This is a genomic window from Azospirillum himalayense, assembly GCF_042657465.1.
GTDB lineage: Bacteria > Pseudomonadota > Alphaproteobacteria > Azospirillales > Azospirillaceae > Azospirillum > Azospirillum himalayense.
The window spans coordinates 578-20,850 of record NZ_JBHSLC010000116.1; the positions used below are offsets into that span (position 1 = coordinate 578).

The 20,273-nt window shown below is 68.4% G+C and carries 6 protein-coding genes and 1 tRNA gene; 5 read left to right on the plus strand and 2 right to left on the minus strand.

Going from position 1 to position 20,273, the window contains the following annotated elements; all coding sequences use genetic code 11:
* Nucleotides 1-12,456 (minus strand): beta strand repeat-containing protein (locus tag ACFPMG_RS31690; protein ID WP_376999712.1); only part of this gene is annotated, 12,456 nt, incomplete at its 3' end.
* A gap of 21 nt (nt 12,457-12,477) precedes the next feature.
* On the minus strand, nt 12,478-14,037 hold the full coding sequence (locus tag ACFPMG_RS31695) for a ShlB/FhaC/HecB family hemolysin secretion/activation protein (RefSeq protein WP_376999714.1): 1,560 nt from the start codon (nt 14,035-14,037) through the stop codon (nt 12,478-12,480).
* A gap of 1,383 nt (nt 14,038-15,420) precedes the next feature.
* Here ACFPMG_RS31695 and ACFPMG_RS31700 point away from each other — a divergent pair.
* From ACFPMG_RS31700 to ACFPMG_RS31720, 5 genes are all read left to right on the plus strand, one after another.
* Nucleotides 15,421-15,496: transfer RNA gene (locus tag ACFPMG_RS31700), tRNA-Trp, on the plus strand.
* A 510-nt stretch (nt 15,497-16,006) separates the two neighbouring features.
* Nucleotides 16,007-16,729 (plus strand): RNA polymerase sigma factor, encoded by a 723-nt coding sequence (locus tag ACFPMG_RS31705; protein WP_376999716.1) that lies wholly within the window; start codon nt 16,007-16,009, stop codon nt 16,727-16,729.
* Between the two features lie 105 nt (nt 16,730-16,834).
* Nucleotides 16,835-17,899 (plus strand): patatin-like phospholipase family protein, encoded by a 1,065-nt coding sequence (locus tag ACFPMG_RS31710; protein ID WP_376999718.1) that lies wholly within the window; start codon nt 16,835-16,837, stop codon nt 17,897-17,899.
* Nucleotides 17,896-19,074: an alanine racemase gene (gene alr / locus ACFPMG_RS31715; protein WP_376999720.1), complete on the plus strand. Its 1,179-nt coding sequence runs from the start codon at nt 17,896-17,898 to the stop codon at nt 19,072-19,074. The genes ACFPMG_RS31710 and alr overlap by 4 nt, the downstream gene beginning before the upstream one ends.
* Nucleotides 19,071-20,273, plus strand: coding sequence for an ABC transporter substrate binding protein (locus ACFPMG_RS31720; RefSeq protein ID WP_376999722.1), 1,203 nt, complete (start codon nt 19,071-19,073; stop codon nt 20,271-20,273). The genes alr and ACFPMG_RS31720 overlap by 4 nt, the downstream gene beginning before the upstream one ends.

Below are 20,273 nucleotides of genomic sequence, written 5' to 3' on the forward strand. Positions count from 1 at the left end.
GAGCGTCACCGCGTCGTTGTAGGTCTGCGCACCCGTGGTGGTGACGTTGCGCAGGCTGGTGGTGCCGTCGGCGTCGGTGGTCAGGCTGGCCAGAGCCGTCGTGCCGCCCACCGCCGCGTTGAACTGCGTCGTGCTCTTGTTGTTGACCGCCAGGGCATAGGCGCCGTCCACCGTGCCGGCGAACAGCACGCTCGCCCCGCCGTTCACCGTCGTGTCACCGGCCAGCGTCGCAGCACCGCTGGCGGTGAAGGCGCCGGTGGTGGTGGCATAGGTGCCGTTCAGCGTGACCGCGTCGTTGTAGGTCTGCGCACCCGTCGTCGTCACCGACTTCAGGCTGGTGGTGCCGGTGGCGTCGGTGGTCAGGCTGGCGAGCGCCGTCGTGCCGCCCACCACCGCGTTGAACTGCGTCGCACCGCTGCTGTTGACGGTCAAGGCCTGCGCCCCGTTCACCGTGCCGGTGAAGGTGACGGCGCCGCTGCCGGCGTTCACCGTCGTGGCGCCGGCCAGGGTGGTGGCCCCAGTCACGCTGAAGGCGCCGTTGCCCGTGGCGTAGGTGCCGTCCAGGGCGACGTTGTCGCCGTAACTCTGGGCGCCCGCAGTGGTCACCGACTTCAGGCTGGTGGTGCCGCCCGCGTTCGTGGTCAGGCTCGCCAGCGCCGTCGTGCCGCCCACCGCGCCCGTGAAGGTGCTGGCGCCGCTGCTGTTGACGGTCAGCGCGTTGGCGCCGTTCACGGTGCCGCTGAACAGCACGTTCCCGCTGCCGGTGCTCACCGTGGTGCCGCCCGCCAACGTCGTGGCGCCGGTCACCGTGAAGCCGCTGTCGGTGGTGGTGTAGGTGCCCTGGAGGCTGGTCGTGCCGCTGTAGGTCTGCGCCCCCGTCGTCGTCACGTCGCGCAGGCCGATGGTCCCCGCGGTGGCCGACAGGTAGGCCAGGTTGCTGGCCGCCCCGCCCAGCGCCACGCCGCCCTGCGCCGCGTTCAGTATCGCCCCGAACCCGCCGCCGTTCAGCGTGCCGCTCACCGACAGGTCGCCGCCGGTCGCGGTCACCGTGCGGTTGGCGCCCGACAGCGTCAGGTTCCCGGTGACGGTCACCGACTTGCCGGACAGCGCGCCCGACAGGGTGGTGTTGCCGGTGTAGGTCTGCGTGCCCGTGCTGGTGACGTTGCCCAGGGCGATGGTGGTGCCCTGCACCGTCACGCTCGCCCGGGTGGCGTCCGGACCGGTGCTGCTCACCGCCTTGGTCAGGGTGACCGCGCCGCCCGTGGAAACCAGGGAGATGCTGCCGCTGCCCCCGGCGGAGATGCCGGTGGTGGCGTTGCCGTCGCTGATGGCGCCGCTGGCGGTGACGGCGATGTCGCCGTTGGTGGTGGAGAGATTGCCCAGCGTGAAGCTGGTGCCGGCCAGATAGATTCCCCCCGTCCCGGTCACCGTCGCCGATATGTTGGCGATGGTGCTGGTGAAGGCGGCGCTGCTGGTTCCGATGCCGGTGTTGGAGGTCAGGTTCAGCGCGCCGCCGGTCAGGCTGGTGCCGTTGCCGGTCAGCAGGCTCCCGCCCGCCGCCGACAGGTTGATGGTCCCGGTCGGCCCCGCGTTGACCGTGCCGACCGTCAGGTCGCCCGTCGTCGCGGTCAGGCTGACCGTGCCGACTCCGGTCACCGAGGTCGCGGTCATGCCGGTGCTGCTGGTGGCGGTGACGGTGCCGTTGGCGCTGAGGGCCGCCGCCGTCAGCGTTCCGGTGTTGTTGACGGTCAGGTTCTTGCCGGAGCCGGTCAGGCTGGCGTCGATGGTGCCGACCGTGGTGTTGAGGGTGGTGTCGCCGCCGTTGGAGCCGCTGGCGAAGGTCAGCGAGCCCGCGGTGATCGACAGCGACCGCGGCGAACCGCCAGCGGCCACCACGTCGGTGGCTCCCTTCAGCGTCAGCGCGCCCGTGCCGAGGTTGATCGCCGCGGTCGGCAGGGTCAGCACCCCGCCGGACTGCAGCAGCAGGTTGCCGCTGGTCATCGACAGGCCGGCGCTGGCGTCCAGGTTGCCCGCCGTGCGGATGTAGGCGGACCCGCCCGCCCCCAGGGTGACGAGGTTGTTGCCCAGCGTCAGGGCGGCGCTGTTGATGTTGTCGACCGAGATGACCGGCGTGGTGCCGTTGGCGGTCAGGCCGGTCAGGCTCGACACGTTCATCTTGATCGGCGTGCCGGCGCCGGTGGCGGCGTCGGTCACCGTGCCGATGCTGCCGCCCGTGGCGGTCAGGCTGGCCGAATGGCCGGTCACATGGGTGCCGTTGCCGCTGCCCAGGATGGAGCCCGCGGCGGTCAGGGCGACCGCTCCGCTGGTGGTGTTGGCCGACACCGACTGGACCGTCATCGTGCCGGCCGACGCGATGGTGACCGAGCCGTTGGAGGCGGTGGCCGAGGCGACGGTGACGCCGCTGGCGGTGGCATCGGTCACATAGACGCTGCCGTTGGCGCTCGCCAGGGTCAGGCTGTCGGTGGTGGTCTGGACCGAATGGGAGGCGGTGCCGACGCCCTTCCCGCCGGTCAGCGACACCGAGCCGCCGACGATCCGCGTCTCGGCGAGGCCGTCGTCATACACCCCGCCCCCGGTGGAGCTGAGGGTGACGGCCCCGCTGCCGGCGTTGATGCTGCCGGCGATGATGTCGGCGTCCACCGCGGTGGAGGAGATCGTGATCGCCCCGCCGCCGGTGCTGGCGCTGACCACCTGGAGGCGGTCGCCGGCCTGCACATCGATCTTGCCGCCGGTCGTCGCGGCGTAGGCGAGCGCGGTGGCGCCGGTCGTGCTCAGATGGATGTCGCCCGATCCACCGTTCACCTGCACCTGGGCGCCGCCCACGCCGACGCGCGCGGTGGAGGTGCCGATGCCGCCGGCGCCGTTCAGCGCGACGGTCTTGCCCGTGACCGCGGAGCCGCCGGTGGCGGCCAGGATCTTGCCGCCGTTGCCGGTGGCGCTCAGCGTGACCGCGCCGTTGTTGGCGCCCGCCGCCACCGTCCCGGCGGTAATGGACCCGCCGGTCGAGGTCACGGTGATGTTGTTGCCCGCCGCATCGGTGGCGATGGCGACGTTGGTCAGCGTGATGTTGCCGCTGCCCGACACCACCACCGGGCCGTTGTGGACGGCGGCGCTCAGCCCGCCCGACAGCGATCCGGCGATATCGAGATAGACGCCGCCAGGGCCTGTGACGTTGGTGGTCAGCGCACCGGTGCTGGACGTCGAGACCTTGAACGCCGAGTCCGCCGTGCCGATGCCGGCCCCCGCCGTCAGCGTGGTGCTGCCGCTGCCGAGGCTCAGGCTGGAACCGCCGTTGAGGATCCGGCCGGTCGTCGCCGTCAGGGTCAGTGCCTTGGTGGTGTCATAGGAGACGTTGGAGACGGTCAGGTCGCCGGTCGCCGCAACCACCGTCAGGGCGCCGCCCGTGGTGATGGAGCTGAGGTCCAGCCCCGCCGCGTTCTTCACGAAAAGGCCGCCCGAGCCGCTGCTGGCGGTCAGGCTGGACACGTTCATGCCCAGCGCCGTGGCGCTGCTGCCGATGGCGCTGCTGTTGCCCTGTTCGTTGGTCTTCTTCTGGGCGTCCAGCTTCAGCGAGCCCGCGGTGATGATGGAGGAGCTGTTCAGCGCCGTGATGCTGCCGGCGGTCGCGCTGTTGCCCGTGGCCGTCAGGCTGACCGTGCTCGACGCCCCGGTGTCCACCGTGCCGATGGCGATCGCCCCCGGCGCCTTGAAGGTGAAGTCCAGGCCGGTGCTGTCGGTCAGTGTGGTGAAGGTCGTGGTGCCGCCGTTGTCCGTGACGTTCCAGTTCAGGTTGCTGGCCGTCAGACTCATCGTGCCGGAGGTGGTGGTGCCGGTGGACGGCGTGCGGTCGATGGTCAGCTTGGCGAGGTCGAGCGTGTCGGCGACCTTGAAGGTGCCGGGCGTCTTGATCGTCAGATCGGTCGTCGCGACGTTGAGCGTGGAGCCCGTGGCGGCGATGCCGCCATTGATCGCGGACAACTCGACGCTGCCGCCGGACACCAGATTGCCGTTGCTGGCGTCGATGCTGCCATCGCCGCTGGTCAGCGACACCGACCCGGTCGTGGTGATGGTGCCGGCGGTCAGGAGGCCGGCTCCCGAGGAGCCGGTCGACAGCTTGATCGCACCGCCACCGGTGCTCACCACCGACTGGGCGATCAGGTTCCGGCTTTCGGACACGGCGATGCTGCCGGCAGCGCTCGCGGTCAGCGTGGTGCTGGTGGAATTGGCCTGTGTCGAGACGGCGCTGACGTTGCCGATGGAGCCGGTCGCCGTCAGGTTCACAATATTGCTGCCGCTGATCGTGCCGCTGAGGATCGAGCCGCCCTGGTTGTTGATGTAGGCGTTCGCGCCGTTCATCGAGATGGAGCCGAGCGCGATGTCGCCGGTGGTGTTGTTCAGGGTCAGCGCCCCGCCCATGACCATCTCGTCAATGACCGTCGAGCCGTGCAGGTTGATCACCGCGCCGTCGTTGGCCTTCACCGTCAGGTTGCCGGCGGTGACCGCGATGAACTCGCCCCCGGTCTTGCCCACCGCGCCGGAGGAAGCGGTCAGGTTCGCGACGCCGGCGTTGATCTTGACCGTGGAGTGGCCGATCCCGACGATCCCGGGCGCCGCGTTCAGGGCGATCGTTCCGGTCTTGCCGACGTCCAGTCCGCTGATGGCCAGCTTGCGGTGGCTATCGAAGGAGAAGCGCACGCCGTCGGCGTCGTTCAGCGAGACCAGCACCGCCTGCGTGCTGCTCTCCACGCCGCTCAGCGCGATGGCCGCGTCCGCCCGGTTGACCGAGGTCAGGCTGTAGGTGCGGTCGTTGATGGTCGACAAGGCGCTCTTGATCGCCAGAGTGCCGATGCGGGTGTCGGACTCGACGTAGAGATCGCCCTTCACGTTGAAGGTCGCGGACGACGCCGACAGATGGATCTTGTTGGTGGAGGAGCCGATGCCGCCGCCGCTGCTCAGGGTCGCGGTGCCCGCGGTGATTCGGTTGGTCGGGTTGCCCGCGTTCGCCGAGGCAGCGCCCGTAATGGCGCCTGCACTGGTCAGATCGACGGTGCCCCAGTTCTGCACGTTGAGCGTGCCGATGGACAGCGCGTGCTGGGTATCCAGCTTGAAGGCGAGACCGGTGGTGTCGGTCAGCTCGGTCAGCGTCGTGGTGGTGCCGTCGTCCGTCATGGTGAAGACGAGCTGCGGCGCGGTGATCTGATAGGTGCCCGCACCGGTCGTCCGCTTGCTGGTCAGCGACAGCGCGGTCAGGTCCTTGCCGTTGTCCACGAAGGCGTCGGTCGCCGTCGTCAGCACCAGCGTGTCGGCCATCGTCGCGATGTGGTTGGAGGACGATCCCGCCTGACCGATGCCGCCGGTCGCGGTGAGGGCGACCGTGCCGGCCGTCACCATCGAGCTGCCGTTGCTGAGGATGTCCTTGCCGGTGCCGGTGGTCTCTATGGCCACCTTGCGGGACAAGCCACCGTTGATCGTCCCCAGGGCGACGCTGTTGTCGCTCTTGAACGAGAAGTCGAGGCCGCTCGCGTCCACGACGTTGCCGAGGGTGTACTGGCTGCCGGTGTTGGTGTCGGTCAGCGCGAAGGTCAGCGCCTCCGAACGGATGTCGTAGACATTCTGCGCGCCGGAGGAGGCGTGCCGGACATCCAGGCTGAGGGCGTGCAGGTCGGCGCTGTTCGTCAGATAGACGTTGCGCCCGGCGGTCACCTCCAGGGTCCGCGTCTCGGTCAGCAGCGGCGTGCCGGACGCCCCGATGGAGCCCCCTTCGACCGTCAGCATCACCTTGTCCGCGCGCAGCGGCTTGGTTCCGGACTGCAGCAGCGACCCGCTGTTGGTCACCTTGATGTCGGCCGTGGCACCGGCCTTTACATCGTTGAGCGTCAGGGTGCCGGAGTTGCTGAGCTTCAGCGATCCCGTCAGGTTGGCCGACAGGGTGTTGATCTGGGTGGTGAAGTAGGAACCGCTGCTGGTGTGTTCGACGCTGGTCGCCTTCAGCGCCAAGCTGCCCGCGGTGACGGTCGTACCGCTGCCGTTCGTGGCGCTGATGGCGGACGTACCGGAATTGGCGGTCAGATCGACGGTGCCGGTGCTTCCGACATCGATCTTGGCGATCCGCATGGCCTTGTCGTTGCTGATGTTCAGCTTCAGCCCGCTCTGGGTGACGTTCGTCACCGTCAGGCCTTCCTGCAGCGACGAATCGCTGAAGCTGGCGGTCAGGCCGGTCGAGCTGATGGAGTAGGTGTTGCTACCCCCGCCGGACTTGTTGTGCCGGAAGTCCAGAGTGAGATCGGTCAGGGTTGTGTTATTGCTGACCGTCACGTTGCCGCCCGACGCGATGGACAGCTTCTGCGTGCTGGTCTGCACCTGGTTGGTGCCGCCGACGTTGCCGTTGCTGCCGGTCGCGGTCAGGGAGACCGAGCCCGCCGTGATCGTGCCCGACCCGTTGATCGACGGACCGCCGGACGCGCCCGAGGCCGCCCCGGTGGAAATCAGCGTCACCGAACCGGTGGAGCTGGTGCCGGCGTCGATGGTGCCGGCCACGATGCCGCGATCCACGCTGTAGCGCAGATTCATGCTGCCGTTGCTCGGCGTGGACAGGGCCAGCGTCTGGATGCCGCTGGCCTCCGTCACCGTGAAGCTGCGGTTGGAGCCGAGGGCGTTGAACTGGTAGGTCCCCGTCCCGGTGGACGACTTGTGCGTGACGGTGATGTCCAGCGCGGTCAGCGCGGTGTTGCTGTTGTTGATGTAGAGGTCGCCGTTGCTCACCAAGGTCAGCGACGAGGCGGAGGTCTTCACTGCCCGCGTGCTGGTGCCGATGGAACCGCCGTCGGTGCCGGTTCCGTTGGCCGACAGGGTGACCGCCGACGCCGTGATGGTTCCGGCTCCCACCATGGTGATCGTCGAGTTCTCTCCACCGCCCACAGTGGTCAGGCTGACCGACCCACCGGAGGCGAAGATGTTGTTAACCTCGATTCTCTTCTTGCCGGTGAAGCTGAAGTTGCTGTTCTGGGCACTGCCGACGTCGATGCTGACCTTGGTGCCGTTATCGACCAGCGAGTAGATCTGGGACCCGGTGCTGCCGATGGAGAAAGTGCTCTTGGTCGCGGTGGCCGTGGTGGCGTTCGTGCTGGTGATCGCCAGGCTGTTGAAGGCGCGCCCGTTGTTGTCAACGTAGATGTCGCGCCCCGATGTCACGGACAGGTCGCCGGTGTCGAGGCTGATGGCCCCGTAGAGGGTCGAATCACCGATGGAGGAGCTGCTCCCCGCCTCGAGCGACACCTTGCCGGCGGTGATCTTGCTGCCGTTGCCGGTGTTGGTGACGCCGTTGGACGAGACGATGGCGACGCTGCCGCCCGTTCCGACGTTGACGGTGCCGACCTTGACCGCGCGCGACGAATTGAAGGCGAAGTTCAGCGCCGTGCTGCTGGTGACGGTCTGGATCGTGGACTGCGACGAGCTGTCCGACAGGGTGAACACCTGTCCGTTGACCGTGGTGATCCCGATGGTGCCGCCGGAGTAGGAGCCGCGCGTCAGCGTCAGGTCGGTCAGCGCCATCGTGTTGGTGATGCCCACGGACCCGCCCGTCGTGATCGACAGGTTCGCCGTCGCCAGATTTAGCGCGCTGGTGCCGCCGACGCTTCCATTGGCGCTCAGGATCACCTTGCCGGCGGCGATGAGCGTCGTGCTGTCCGAATCGTCCTGGATGCTGCCGCTGGTGTTCGTCAGCGTAACCGTTCCGGTGCCGTTGTTGGCGGTGACCGTCCCGACGGTCATGGTGCCGCTGGACTGCGTGACGCTGATGTCGCCACCCGCCGTCAGGCTGTTCAGCGTGACCGGGTTCCCGCCCGTCAGGCCGAGCCACAGGGAGCCGCCCGCATTGGCCACCACCGTGCCGCCCCTGACGGCGAGCGCGTTGGACGCGGAGCCGATGTCCTTCCCGGCGGTGAGGGTCACCGTGCCGGTGTCGCCGGCGCGCAGGCTGGCGCTGTTCGGGTTCAGGATCGACCCGTGGGTCGCCTTCACCGTGATGTCGCTGCTGGCGCTGGACGAGAAGCTGGAACCGAAGGCGATGTCCCCCCAGGTCGCCGTCACCACGATGGGGTTGTTGGCGGCGCTGAAGAAGCGGCTGCCCAACGTGATGAGGTTCTTCTGGTTGTTGACACCCGTCGAGGTCGGCAGGGTGATGTAGATGCCGCCGTCCGCCGCGCTGGCGTTGAGAACCGGGGTGACGATGTCCAGATACTCGGTGCCCGAGCCGCTGCCGATCGCCTTGCTGGCCTTCAGGTTGACCGACCCGGCCAGCACCACCGTGGTCTTCGACCCGTCGTCCAGGATGGAGCCGTTCGTCGTCTCGGCGTTGAAGATGCTGTAGGTTTCGCTGGGCGAGGGCGTCCCGTTGTCGGGGAGGACGCCGTTCTTGTAAGTCAGATCGATCCGGCCGAGCCGGATGTCGCGGTCGCCCTTGAAGGAGAAGATCTGGCCGGTGGTGTCGACCAGCGTGCGAAGCAGATAGCCGTTGGTGGCGTCGTCGGTCAGGTCGAAGGCGAAGTTCGGCGCGGTGATCGAGTAGCTGTTCACCACCGTCGTGTCCGCATGCGTGCTGGTGACGGTCAGTTCCGCCATGTCGGACAGGTTGGTGACGTGCAGGTCGCCGCCGGTGGTCAGCGTCAGCTTCGTGGCGTTGAGCGCCAGCGGAGCGTTGGCGTCGCCCACGCTGCCCGCCGCGGCGCTCAGCGTCACGGTGTCGGCGTTGATCCGCGTGTTCAGGCTGCCATCGTCGCGGATGCTGCCGGTGGTGGAGGTCAGCTTGACTGTGCCGCCCGTCCCAACCGTGGCGAGATCGCCGACGATCAAGTCGATGTCGCTGTTGAAGGTGAGGGTGGAGAGCTTCGGGCTGCCGACCGCCTCCAGAATGGTCGCGGTGCCGTTGTCGCCGACCACGAAGTTGAAGTATTCGGACGTGAGTTCCAGCGCGTTGGCGGTCGTGCCGACATGGCGGTTGGTGATCGAGAGGCCGGTCAGGATCACGCCGCTGTTGTCGAGATACAGATCCCCGACGTTGGTCAGCGTCAGCGACCCCGTGGAGGTGCGCAGATGGGTGCCCAGACTCCCGATGGCGGCGTCCGTGCTCAAGCTGATGGCGCCGGCGGACAGCCGGTTGTTCGCATCCTTGCCCAGGATGGCGCCGCCGGTCGCCGTCACGGAGATCGCGCCGGAGGTCGACGCCTTGATCGTTCCCAGCGTGGCGGCGCCCCCGCTGACGGTGAGCGAGACCGACGTGCCGGTGGAGGTGATGTTGTCCACCGTCACGGCGCCGGTCTGCATGACCGTGACGTTGCCCGCCTTGTTGGTGACCGTCAGCCGCTTCGCCGCGGTGTTCACCGTCACGGTGGAGGTGTCGCCCCCGGCGGCGAGGGTGACGTTGTCGCCGGTGATCGTGCCGGACAGGGCGGAGATGCTGCCGTTGGCGGTGGTGAGGGTGACGTCGCCGTCGGCCCCGGCGTTGACCGTGGTCGCGGTGATGTCGGACACGGCGCCGTTCGCCGTGACGGCGATGTTGCTGGTCCCGTTGGCGCTGGTGATCGTCCCGATGGTGGTGGTGCCGCCGGTGGTGATCGCGATGTCGCCATTGGTCGAGACGACGGAACCCAGCACCGCCGAGCCCGATGTCGTCAGGTAGACGCCGCCCACGCCGGAGGTGGCGTCGATGTTGTAGGAGCTGGCGGTCAGAGCCGTGCCGCTGGTGCCGATGCTGCCGGCGGCGTTCAGGACCAGGCTGTAGGAGCTGATGGTGGTCGAGGCGTCGGCGTCGTTCAGGATGCTGCCGCCGCTGCTGGTCAGGGTCAGCGTGTTGCTGCCGCTGGCCACCGCGCCGACCGTCAGGTTGCCGGTGGCCGCGACGGTGGTAAAGCCGCCGCTGGTCAGGTTGGCCAAGGCCAGAGCGCCGGTGTTCGACAGGTTGATGCCGCCGCTGCCGGCCGTGGCCGTCAGGCTGGAGCCGGCGGTGTTCAGCGCCTGCGACGACGTGCCGATGGCGCCGTTGCTGCCCGACGAGCCTTTGGCGGTCAGCGTCAGCGCGCCGCCGGTCAGCAGGCCCGCGCTGGTGCCGGTGATGTTGCCGGCGGTGCTGGTCAGCGCGACGGACCCCGCTCCGGCGTTGACCGTGCCGACCTGGATGTTGCGATCACCGCGGAAGGCGAAGCTGTTCAGGCCGCCGACCTGGCTGATCGTGTCGAGCGCGGTGCCGCCGGCCGAATCGGTGACGGTGAAGGTCAGGCCCGTGGAGGCCAGGAAGAACTGGCTGTCGGCCCCGACCGTCCGGTGCGTGCTGGTGACGGAAAGGTCGGTCAGCGTCTGGTCGTTGGTGACGAACAGGTTGCCGCCGGTGACCAGGGAGAGCTGGGTGCTGCTGGTCGACACCGCCGCGCCGCTGGCGCCGATGGCGCCGCCGGCGGTCAGGGTGACCGGGCCGCCGACGATCCGGCCGGCGTCCAACGCGGTCAGCGTCCCGCTCTGGGCGTTAACGGAGACCGCCCCGGCGCTTCCCGAGACCGGCGTGGTGTCGATCAGGCTGCCGAGCTGGACATTGTCGGTGGCCGTCAACCGCACCGCACCGCCGCGGGTCGTCAGCTTGCCGATGTTGGTTAGGCTGCTGGCCATGCCGTTGGCTTCCAGCACGATGTCGCCGCCGTTGGTGCGGATCTCGTAGCTGGCGTCGGTGAAGGCGATGCCGCTGGAGGTCAGCGACCGCAGGGTGAAGCTGTGACCGGCGATGGTCTGGAGATCGAGGCTGGTCTCCACCGTGATGAGGCCCGACGCCTCCAGCACGATGTTCGCGTTGCCGGCGATGCTTTCCAGCACCTGCTTCGACACCGTGTTGACGGCGTCGCCGCTGCCCAGGTTGGGGTCGTTGACGCCGATCGTACCGTCCGCCGCGGCGCCGTCCTGGCTGCCTCCGGCGGAGCTGACGATGCGCAGGCTTTCCGGATCGAGCAGGAAGGTGCCCGCCGCGCCCTTCGGCGCGGTCAGGTCGACGCTGCCGGTCAGCGTGATGTCCTTGTGGCTGGACACCTCGGCGAAGCCGCCGTCGCCGCCCTCGGCACCGCCGCGGGCGGAGATTTTACCGGCGTGTTTCGTGCTTTTCTGCGACAGCACCGTCACGCTGCCGCCCTTGCCGGACTTCACCGCGTCGGCGGACAGGGTGGCGCCGGCCTCGACCGTCACCTTGTCCGACCAAGTGCCGGAGCGGCCCGTCTTGCTGCCGATGGCGACCTCGCCGCCGCCCTTGCTGCCGGAGGCGTCGACGCGGGCGTTCTTCTTCACGGCGATCTCGGCGCCGGTGGCGACGACGGTGCCGCCGGTCTGCCCCTCCCCGCGCCCGCTGGCATCGACGGTGCCGCCGATGTTGACCTTGCCGTTGTCGCCGCCCGACAGGACGATCTTGCCGTTGGCGCTGCCGACCGAGGTGGCCTTGATGACGCCGTCGGTGTTGATGACGTTGTCGATCACACCCTTCACGGCGCGCGCCGACAGGGTGACGCTGCCGCCCTCCGCGGCGATCTCGCCGGAATTGACGACCAGCGCCGCGACCGGCTTGCCGTCCGCGTCCTTCGCCACCGTCTTCACGGCGGAGCTGGCGTCGAAGCTGATCAGCCCGTCGCCGTGGAAGTCGAGCGTGAAGGTCTCGGCACCGCCCAGCGCGACCTTGCCCAGCTTGGCGCGGATGACGCCGGAGTTGCGGACGTGCGGGGCCACCAGGGCGGCCAACCCGCTGTCCTTGACGGTGATGTCGCCCTCGTTCACCACCATGGCGTTCGGCTTGGTGGAAGCCTGGTCGAACTGGTACTTGCCCGCCATGAAGTTGGCGTCGGAGATGTTGGCGGTGGTCGCCACCAGCCCGCCCACGTCCACCTTCGCCCCGGCGCCGATCACCACGCCGTTGGGGTTGACCAGCATGACCGTGCCGTTGGCCGACAGGCTGCCCATGATCTTGGACGGGTCGGCGCCGGTGACCCGGTTCAGCGTGACGCTGGAGGCCGAGGGCTGCTGGAAGTTGACCCTCTCACCGGCGTCGATGCTGAAGGACTTCCAGTTGATGATGGCCTTGTCGGTGGACTGCAGGATCTCCATCGACTTCGGGGTCGCCGACTGGATGGTCGCCGCGCCCGCGGTGACGGTGCCTTCCAGCGGGTTGGCGTAGGCCGCGCCGGCGAACAGGGTGGACAGCGCCACGCCGATCACGCTGCGCAGCGCCAGCCGCGCGAAGTCGATGCCCCCCCGGGCCTTCGCCGCGCGGCGCTGGCGCCGGGTGCCGCCGCCGCGCTGGGGCGCCTCCGTCGCGGACGACAGCAGCAGCCGCTGGCGCAGAGTCTGCCGGTGACGGCGCGCGCCGGGAATCTCGGTGATGCCGGAGGTGGTGGTGACGTTGCCCTTGCCCATGTCCTGTGTCCCCCGGCCCTATCAGTATTGCGCAGTGATGTTGAAGAAGACCCGCATGTCCTTGTCGCCCTCGGTCGCGACGCGGCGGGTCAGCGGCTTGTCGATCTCAAGCGTCGCGAACAGCCGCTCCACGAGGCCGGCGCGCACGCCGCCGCCCACGGAGACCAGTGAATTCCGGCTGTTCTGCTCCAGGCTGGAGCGGTTCCACACCTCGCCGCCGTCGACGAAGCCGTAGATCTGGACGGCCTGCGCGAAGGCGTTGTCCGGCAGCACCGGCGTGTAGCGCAGTTCCAGCGACCCGGCCCAACCGCTGTCGCCGGAGATCTCGCCCTCGTCGAAGGCGCGGCCGTAGCTCGGGCCGCCCAGCGCGATCTGCTCGCTGGCCAGCAGCGGCGTGCCCGCGGCCTGCATGGTGGCCGTCGCCAGGATGCTGAAGTTGGCCGGCAACTGCTGCACGCGGGTGATGTCGGCGGTGAGCTTGGTGAAGTCGCTGCGGCCGCGTTCGCGCGACGCGTAGGCGGAGCCGAGCTTCGTCGCGTCGAGGATGTCCAGCCCCTGGTGCACGAGGCCGCGCACCGCGGTGATGCCGTCCCAGCCGTCGGTCCGGTCATAGCTGAAGCCGCCGCGCAGGATGCGCAGGCGGTCGCGGTTGAAACGGTCGCCGGAAATGTCGGTGTTCACGTCGCGGTATTCGAACTCGCCGACGGCACGCAGATTCTCCAGGCGCGAGCGGATCACCGGGTAGCTGAGCGTCCCCACACCCGCCGCCACCCAGCTTTCCACGTCCAGCGGGTCCAGCGTCAGGCCGGGCCGCGACTTGGAGTAGGAGCCGGTGGCGGAGAAGGTCAGCCCGTCGCCGGTCACCAGCGCCTGGTAGCCGGCGCCGACCGACCAGGCCCGCGACGCCGGAGAGGACACGCGCCCGCTGAGGTTCACCGTGTCGGCGTTCGGCCCGAAGGAGTTCAGCGCCGCCGTCGCGGTCGTCTGGGCGGTGCCGAGATAGGGCGTGTTGCGGTTGCTGAACGACACCAGGGCGTCCACCGCCTTGCGGTCCGTCTTCACCACCACCACCGAGGCGCCGAGCGTGTCCGGCGCCGGCTCCAGGCTGGCGCGCACACTCAGGCCGGCGAGGTCGTTCGCCAGGAGAAGACGGCGCTCGACCTCGGCGACGTTGATCGGCTTGACGCCGCGCAGCGGCTCCACCAGCCGCTTCACCGCGGCGAGCGCCGGGCCGATGTCGTCGGGATAGGTGATGTCGGACACGAAGCCCTCGACCACCTGGAGACGGAAGGTGCCGTCCTCGATCGTCTGGGCGGGAACGATGACCCGGCTGGTGATGAAGCCGTCGTTGCGGTAGCGGAACTCGATGTCGTTGGCGATCTTGAACAGGTCCGCCACCGACACCTCGCGGCCCAGCAGGTCCTGATAGGCGGCCTTCAGGCTGTCCTGGCTGTAGGCGGTGGCGCCTTCGATGGTGACGTCCCGCAACGTCAGGCGGTAATTCTCGGCCCCCGCCGGGGCCTCCGCCGCGGGCGCCTTCGGAACGGTCACCGCCCCGCCCGGCACGGAGGGCAGCGGCATCACCGGGCGCGGCGCCTCAGGGCGCGGTTCGGCCCCCGAAGGAAGCTGGGTCGGCAGCTGCTGCGCGAGTGTGATGGACGGAACGCCCGCGACAGTAGCTCCTAATGCAAAGCAAAACCACCAGGACGCCTTTTTCTTATCCACAAATTCTTTATGGACGGGAATGGAAAAGGCGGCATTGGTGGACGAATTCATGGGACCGTTACCTTCGCACGATGGTCATTGCTAACCTTTGATTAACGAAGACCCCGTCGGATCTCCATCAGAGGTAGCCTTTTCTATCATACGATTTCGGAGTGGGTGTTAGTCCTAGTTTGTCGGAATTTGTAACATTCACATCCGTGTCATGGTCGTTGCTGGGACGTAGCCGGGATACCACGCTGATTGCGGGTGTTGTGCATGCCCCCGCCATGGAAGGTTGCGGAACAAATACAGAGCCTTGGATGCGATTCGGCGACGCCATGATGGGATGCGTTGCTACGCGCGCTTTTCCGCCCCGGTTCTCTGCCCTGGTCCGATGCTCTATGCATAAGAAGAGGGCTTTTGGACACAAACGGAGCGGACAGAGAACGCCAGGGACAGGACGGCGGAGCGGTTAGGAGATGCGGTTCCCCTGTTCGCCGCCGGCAGCCTGAAACCGCGCTTGGCGAACTGGCGCAGGCGTTCGAGGCGCGGGAAGGCCTCCGGGTGGCGACGATCTTCGCCCCTCCGGCCTGCTGAAGGCCTGGCGGCTGCAGAGCGGGGGGAGCGGTCTGTTCGCCTCCGCCAACATCGCGCATCCCCGCGTGCTGGCCGACCCCGCCGGCGATTACGCCTGGGATATCTTCCGCAAGGCCGAGGCCCTGCGACCCGGCAGTTTCTCGGCGTTGAACACGAAGGCGCAGCAACTCACCGGCGGATCGGACAGCGAGAGGCCGCCGGAGGTTCGCAATCCTTATGAATGGCTGATGGAACGGCGCGAACCACGCCCGGGCGGAAGCGCTTGCCCGCTGCATCCTCTCACCGCTCGGCCAAGCGATCCTGGAACGCCACGGCTTTGCCCCCCATGACGCCATGACGGTCGTCAATGCCCTGCTTTCCCAGGACAATCAAAACCACTGCCGCGGTATTTTTTAGAACTGAAATCTATATTTTCAAATATGGCTGAATTCTACCACAGGAGAGGGTCTTTTATTCGTTTTGCGCTGAAATATGACATTTCCTGGTGAGTTTCTGCTGTCCATATTGCGCGGACTGGGGGCAATGACGTCCGAGTCCGGCCACTCCGCCCCCGCCCTCTTGGCGCTGCGGTGAAAGCGTGTTCCAAACGCGAACGCCGTGATTTTCTTCTGGTGCACAGCCCCGAAATCGCCTACAAGCGGCTTCCCGCTGAAAGGCGGCGACAGGAGTGTAGCTCAATTGGTAGAGCACCGGTCTCCAAAACCGGGGGTTGGGGGTTCGAGCCCCTCCACTCCTGCCATTCGATACAGGATTCGAATGGCCCCGTGCCCCGCGGCATCGACCTTCTGAAATACAGCGGTCCGGCTGAAATATAGAATCCCGGAAACATCACCGGGGCGGAGGGGCGAGCATTCGCGCCTCTTGGTTAATACACTCTTAGCCTTGAGGCCGTGTTGAGGCCATGAACGGCCCGGCGCGCACGGCATTATTAGCCCCACCCCCATCCTTCGTCGCGAAGCCATAGAATCGCCGCCTTCGGCTGCGCCTGCATAGCCATGGCTTGATTATCAGGACATAGTGCAGTTGTGGCCGGATAGGCTTTTTTTTATATAAGGTCGTGCGAAATACATAGGTATTTCGAAAAAAAGTATATCCAATTCGTTCACGCATAGAACTTGGCGAGCGTCCCTTGAGCAAAACGCGCAAGGGACGTAATATGCAACAAAGAGCGCAACCTTTGGGGGATATCCCCACCGGAACGGCGTCGGATCGTCGGCGGGAAACGAAACGCCCCTGGCCTTCCCTGTCCATGGCTGGATCGCCGCGGCTCCTCTCCCGCAACGGGGAGGACCTCCACCAGCTGGACGATCCCGGCCTTCTGGAACGCATCGCGACCGGCGACCAGACCGCCTTCTGGGTCTTCTGGTGCCGCCATTACACCGACCTGTTCTGGACATATCACAGGTTGTGCAAAGGGAACAGGCAGGAGATCCACGACTGCCTGAGCGGACTCTGCATCAACCTCTCGGAATCACTTCCCCTCTACGCACGTTCCATCATCAAGACGCGCACCTGGTTGCGGCGCACCGCCATCAACCACTTCATCGACCGGCACCGCGCCCACCAGCGCCATCCCGTTCTGGTCGGCTCCCTCGTCGAAATCGCCTCCATCGCCGACATTTCCAGCGGACGGGACGCCTTGGACCCGGAACGCACCAACGCCGACCGCGCCTTGCTCGTCAAGGTCCTCGAGTCGCTCGACGGCATCCGGGACGAACGGATGCGGCAGGCCGCCCGCATGCGCTTCATCGAGGAGCAGCCCTACGCGGACATCGCGGCGGAGTTGTCCATTTCCGAAGAGCTGGCGCGCAAGTGGATCCAGCAGATCCGCAGCTATCTGCGCAGCGCCGTTCCCGATCACCGTGACCTGCTGGCGAAGCCGCCGCCCGACACACCCCAGGCGCGGCGCGCCACCAAGCACGGCGTGCTGACCAGAACGCGGCCCGCCAAGACGATGAAACCGGCGCCCTGAGCCGCCGCGCCGCACGCCGCACGCCGCACGCCCAGGCGCGACCGATCCCACGACCATTGCCAACCCTGGCGGCCTCCACCGGGACGCCAACGACCGGAGCCATCCATGCCCGACCAGACCATGCCCGCCCCCGCCGTCCAGTTCGCCAACCGGAAGGGCGCCAAGCCGATCAACCTCGCGCTCCAGGGGGGCGGCGCCCACGGCTCCTTCACCTGGGGGGTGATCGACCGCATCCTGGAGGACGGGCGCCTGACCATCGACGGCATCGTCGGCACCAGCGCCGGCGCCATGAACTGCGCCGTCACCGCTTATGGCTTGACCGTCGGCGGCCACGAAGGGGCGCGGAGCAAGCTGCGCGAGTTCTGGCGCCGCATCTCCGACGAGGCGAAGAAGGGGCCGCTCCAGCCGACCCCGCTCGACAAGATGTTCAGCAAGGGGAACATGGACTTCTCCCCGCTCTGGCAGATGTTCGACGCGCTGTCGCGCATGATGTCGCCGTACGAGCTGAACCCGATGAACATGAACCCGCTGCGCGACGTGCTGTCGGACGTGGTGGACTTCAAGCGGCTGCGCAAGGCGCCGGCCTGCAAGACCTTCATCGCGGCGACCGACGTCTGCGCCGGCCGGCTGAAGGTGTTCGGGCCGAAGGACATCTCGGTGGACGCGGTGCTCGCCTCGGCCTGCCTGCCCTTCCTGTTCCAGGCGGTGCAGGTCGGCAACGCCTTCTATTGGGACGGCGGCTATTCCGGCAACCCGCCGCTGTTCCCGCTGATCGACCAGTGCGACAGCCGCGACATCCTGATCGTCCAGATCAACCCGGTCCGCGTGCCGGTGCCGCCGCGCACCGCCCGCGAGATCATGGACCGCGTCAACACGCTCAGCTTCAACTCCAGCATGATGCGCGAGCTGCGCGTCGTCGACTTCGTCTCCAAGCTGATCGACACCGGCGAACTGAGCCCGGAGAAGCACAAGAAGATGCACATCCACACCGTCGACGCCGAAGAGGTCGTGGAGAAGCTGGGCGTCACCAGCAAGCTGAATGCCGACTGGGACTTCCTGATGTACATGTTCGAAACGGGCCGCCACAAGGCCGATGAGTTCCTCGACCAGCATTTCGAGAAGATCGGCAGGGAATCCTCGACCGACATCAGCGCGAAGTTCCTTGCATGACGGGAACGCGGACGGGCCGGCGGGGCAGCACCACCGCCTGGGCGGACATCGATCTGCACGCCCTCGGCCGGAACCTGGAACGGCTGCGCCGCGGCCTTCCCCCCGGTCAGGCGGTCTTCGGTGTGGTGAAGGCGGACGCCTACGGCCACGGCGCCGGACCGGTCGGGCGGGCTCTTCAACGGTTCGGGATCGACGGGCTGGTGGTCGCCGACATGGGCGAGGGCATCACCCTGCGGCGGGCCGGCGTGACGGCCCCCATCCTCGTCATCGACCCGCCGCTGCAAAGCCAGCTGCGGTTGCCCGCCCTGCACCGGCTGGGCGCCACCGTCACCAGCGCGGCGGAGGCGCGGGCGCTCGCCACCGCCGCCAACCGCGCCGGACGAACGGTCGACGTGCATGTCCGGGTGAACACCGGCTTCGCCGGCTTCGGGGCGCCGCGGGCGGACCTGGCCGACCTGCTGGCCGCGGTTGCCGGCGCGCCGGCGCTGCGGCTGGAAGGGCTCTACACCCACCTGTCCGGCGCCTATGGCCCTTACGAGGACGGAGGCCTGGCGGAGTTGGAGCGGTTCGGGGAGGCGGTCGAGGCGGTGCGGGCCGCCGGATTGCTGCCGCCGCTGGTCCACGCGCTCAGCAGCGCGGCGCTCGGCCGGCCCCTGCTGACCGGGGCTGCGGCGCGCATCGGCTGCACGGCGGTGCGCTGCGGCGCCGCCCTGTTCGGCATCCGCATGGTGGAGGGGGACCAGCCTCTCCCCCTCGCCCCGGTGATGAGCGTGAAGGCCCGCGTCACCCGCGTGACGGCGCTGGAGCCGGGCGATGCCGCCGACTACGCCTCCAGCGTCGCCCCCCGGCGCGCGCCGGTGGCGGTGCTGCCCTTCGGCTTCTCCGACGGGCATCACCTGCACCGGCTGGCCGGCGGGGTTCTCCTGATCCGGGGCTGCCCGGCGCCGATCCTGGCGCGCCCCTTCATGAGCAGCCTGCTGGCCGACGTGACGGACATCCCCGGCGTCCAGCCGGGAGACGAGGCGGTCCTGATCGGACGGCAGGGCGATCACCGGATCACCGTGGAGGACATCGCGGCGCGGTCCGGGCTGCGCCCCAGCGCAATCCCGCTTCTCGGGCCGCGGGTCGTCCGTCGCTACCGGTCGAGCGCCGCAGGGAAGGAGCAGACGGAATGAACCCAGCCGCCCCACCGTCCGACCGCCGAGCCCTTGCGGACGAAGCCGGAGCCGCGGCGATCACCCGCCGCGGCTGGATGGCCGGCGCTGCCGCCGCCGGCCTCGGCGCCCTCTGCCCGCCGGCCGCGGTGCTGGCCGCCCCCCGACCGCTCCCATCGGTCCGGGACGTGCCGCGGCGCTGGCGCATCGGCTACGCCGAATCCATGCCCTACGGCAACTACGCCGCGACGCTCGCCGCCATCCTCGGCGAGTTGGAGCGGATGGGCTGGACTGGCCCGCTGACCAGCATGCCCTACCGGCCGGGGCAGACCGACACCGCCGGCCTGTGGTCCTGGCTGGCCGCCCACGCCGGCAGCCCGGTCCTGGACTTCGTCCCCGACGCCCACGTCACCAACCTGACCCCCGAGGGGGCCTCAGCGCTGGTGAGGCGTCTGCAGGCCCCGGGCGACATCGACCTGATGATCGTCATGGGAACGGTCGCCGGCGTCGCCCTGGCGACCGACGCCCACCGGGTGCCGGTCCTCGCCTTCTCCTGCACCAACCCGGTCGCCGCCGGGATCGTCGTGTCGGAAGCCGACACCGGGCGCGACCATGTGTGGGCGCATCTCGACCCGCGGCGGTTCCAGCGCCAGCTGTCCATCTTCCACAAGACCTTCCAGTTCCGGCGGCTGGGCATCGCCTACGACGACAGCCCGACGGGCCGGGCCATCGCCTCGCTGCCCGACATCGAGGCGACGGCCGAGCGGATCGGCTTCGCGCTGGTGCGCCGGCACGTCCGCGCGCCGATCGACCATCTCGAGCAATACCGCTACGAGGTCGAGCTGACCGCCGCCTGGGAGGCGCTGTCGCGCGAGGCGGATGCCGTCTACATCACCTACGGGCGCTGGCCGCTGGACCGCTTTTCCTCGCTGGTCCGGCCCTTCCTGAAACGCCGCATCCCGACCTTCTCGCAGCTCGGCCCCGAGGAGGTGGAGCGCGGGGCGCTGATGAGCATCGCCCGCGCCGACATGGCGGGCATCGGCCATTTCGGCGCCGCCACCCTCGCCCGCGTCATGGCCGGCGAGCCGCTGCGCCACCTGCCGCAGGTCTATTTCGACACGCCCTCCATCGCCTGGAACGCGGCGACCGCGGCGGCCATCGGCTACCGCATCCCCTTCCCGGCGCTGCTGGCGGCGGATTCACTGCACGGAGTGCTCTAG

Excerpts from the sequence above, each read along its gene's own strand:
- ACFPMG_RS31720 (WP_376999722.1), top strand. The coding sequence starts at position 19,071 with ATGAACCCAGCCGCCCCACCGTCCGACCGCCGAGCCCTTGCGGACGAA.
- alr (WP_376999720.1), top strand. The coding sequence starts at position 17,896 with ATGACGGGAACGCGGACGGGCCGGCGGGGCAGCACCACCGCCTGGGCG.
- ACFPMG_RS31705 (WP_376999716.1), top strand. The coding sequence starts at position 16,007 with ATGGCTGGATCGCCGCGGCTCCTCTCCCGCAACGGGGAGGACCTCCAC.
- ACFPMG_RS31695 (WP_376999714.1), bottom strand. The coding sequence starts at position 14,037 with ATGCCGCTGCCCTCCGTGCCGGGCGGGGCGGTGACCGTTCCGAAGGCG.
- ACFPMG_RS31710 (WP_376999718.1), top strand. The coding sequence starts at position 16,835 with ATGCCCGACCAGACCATGCCCGCCCCCGCCGTCCAGTTCGCCAACCGG.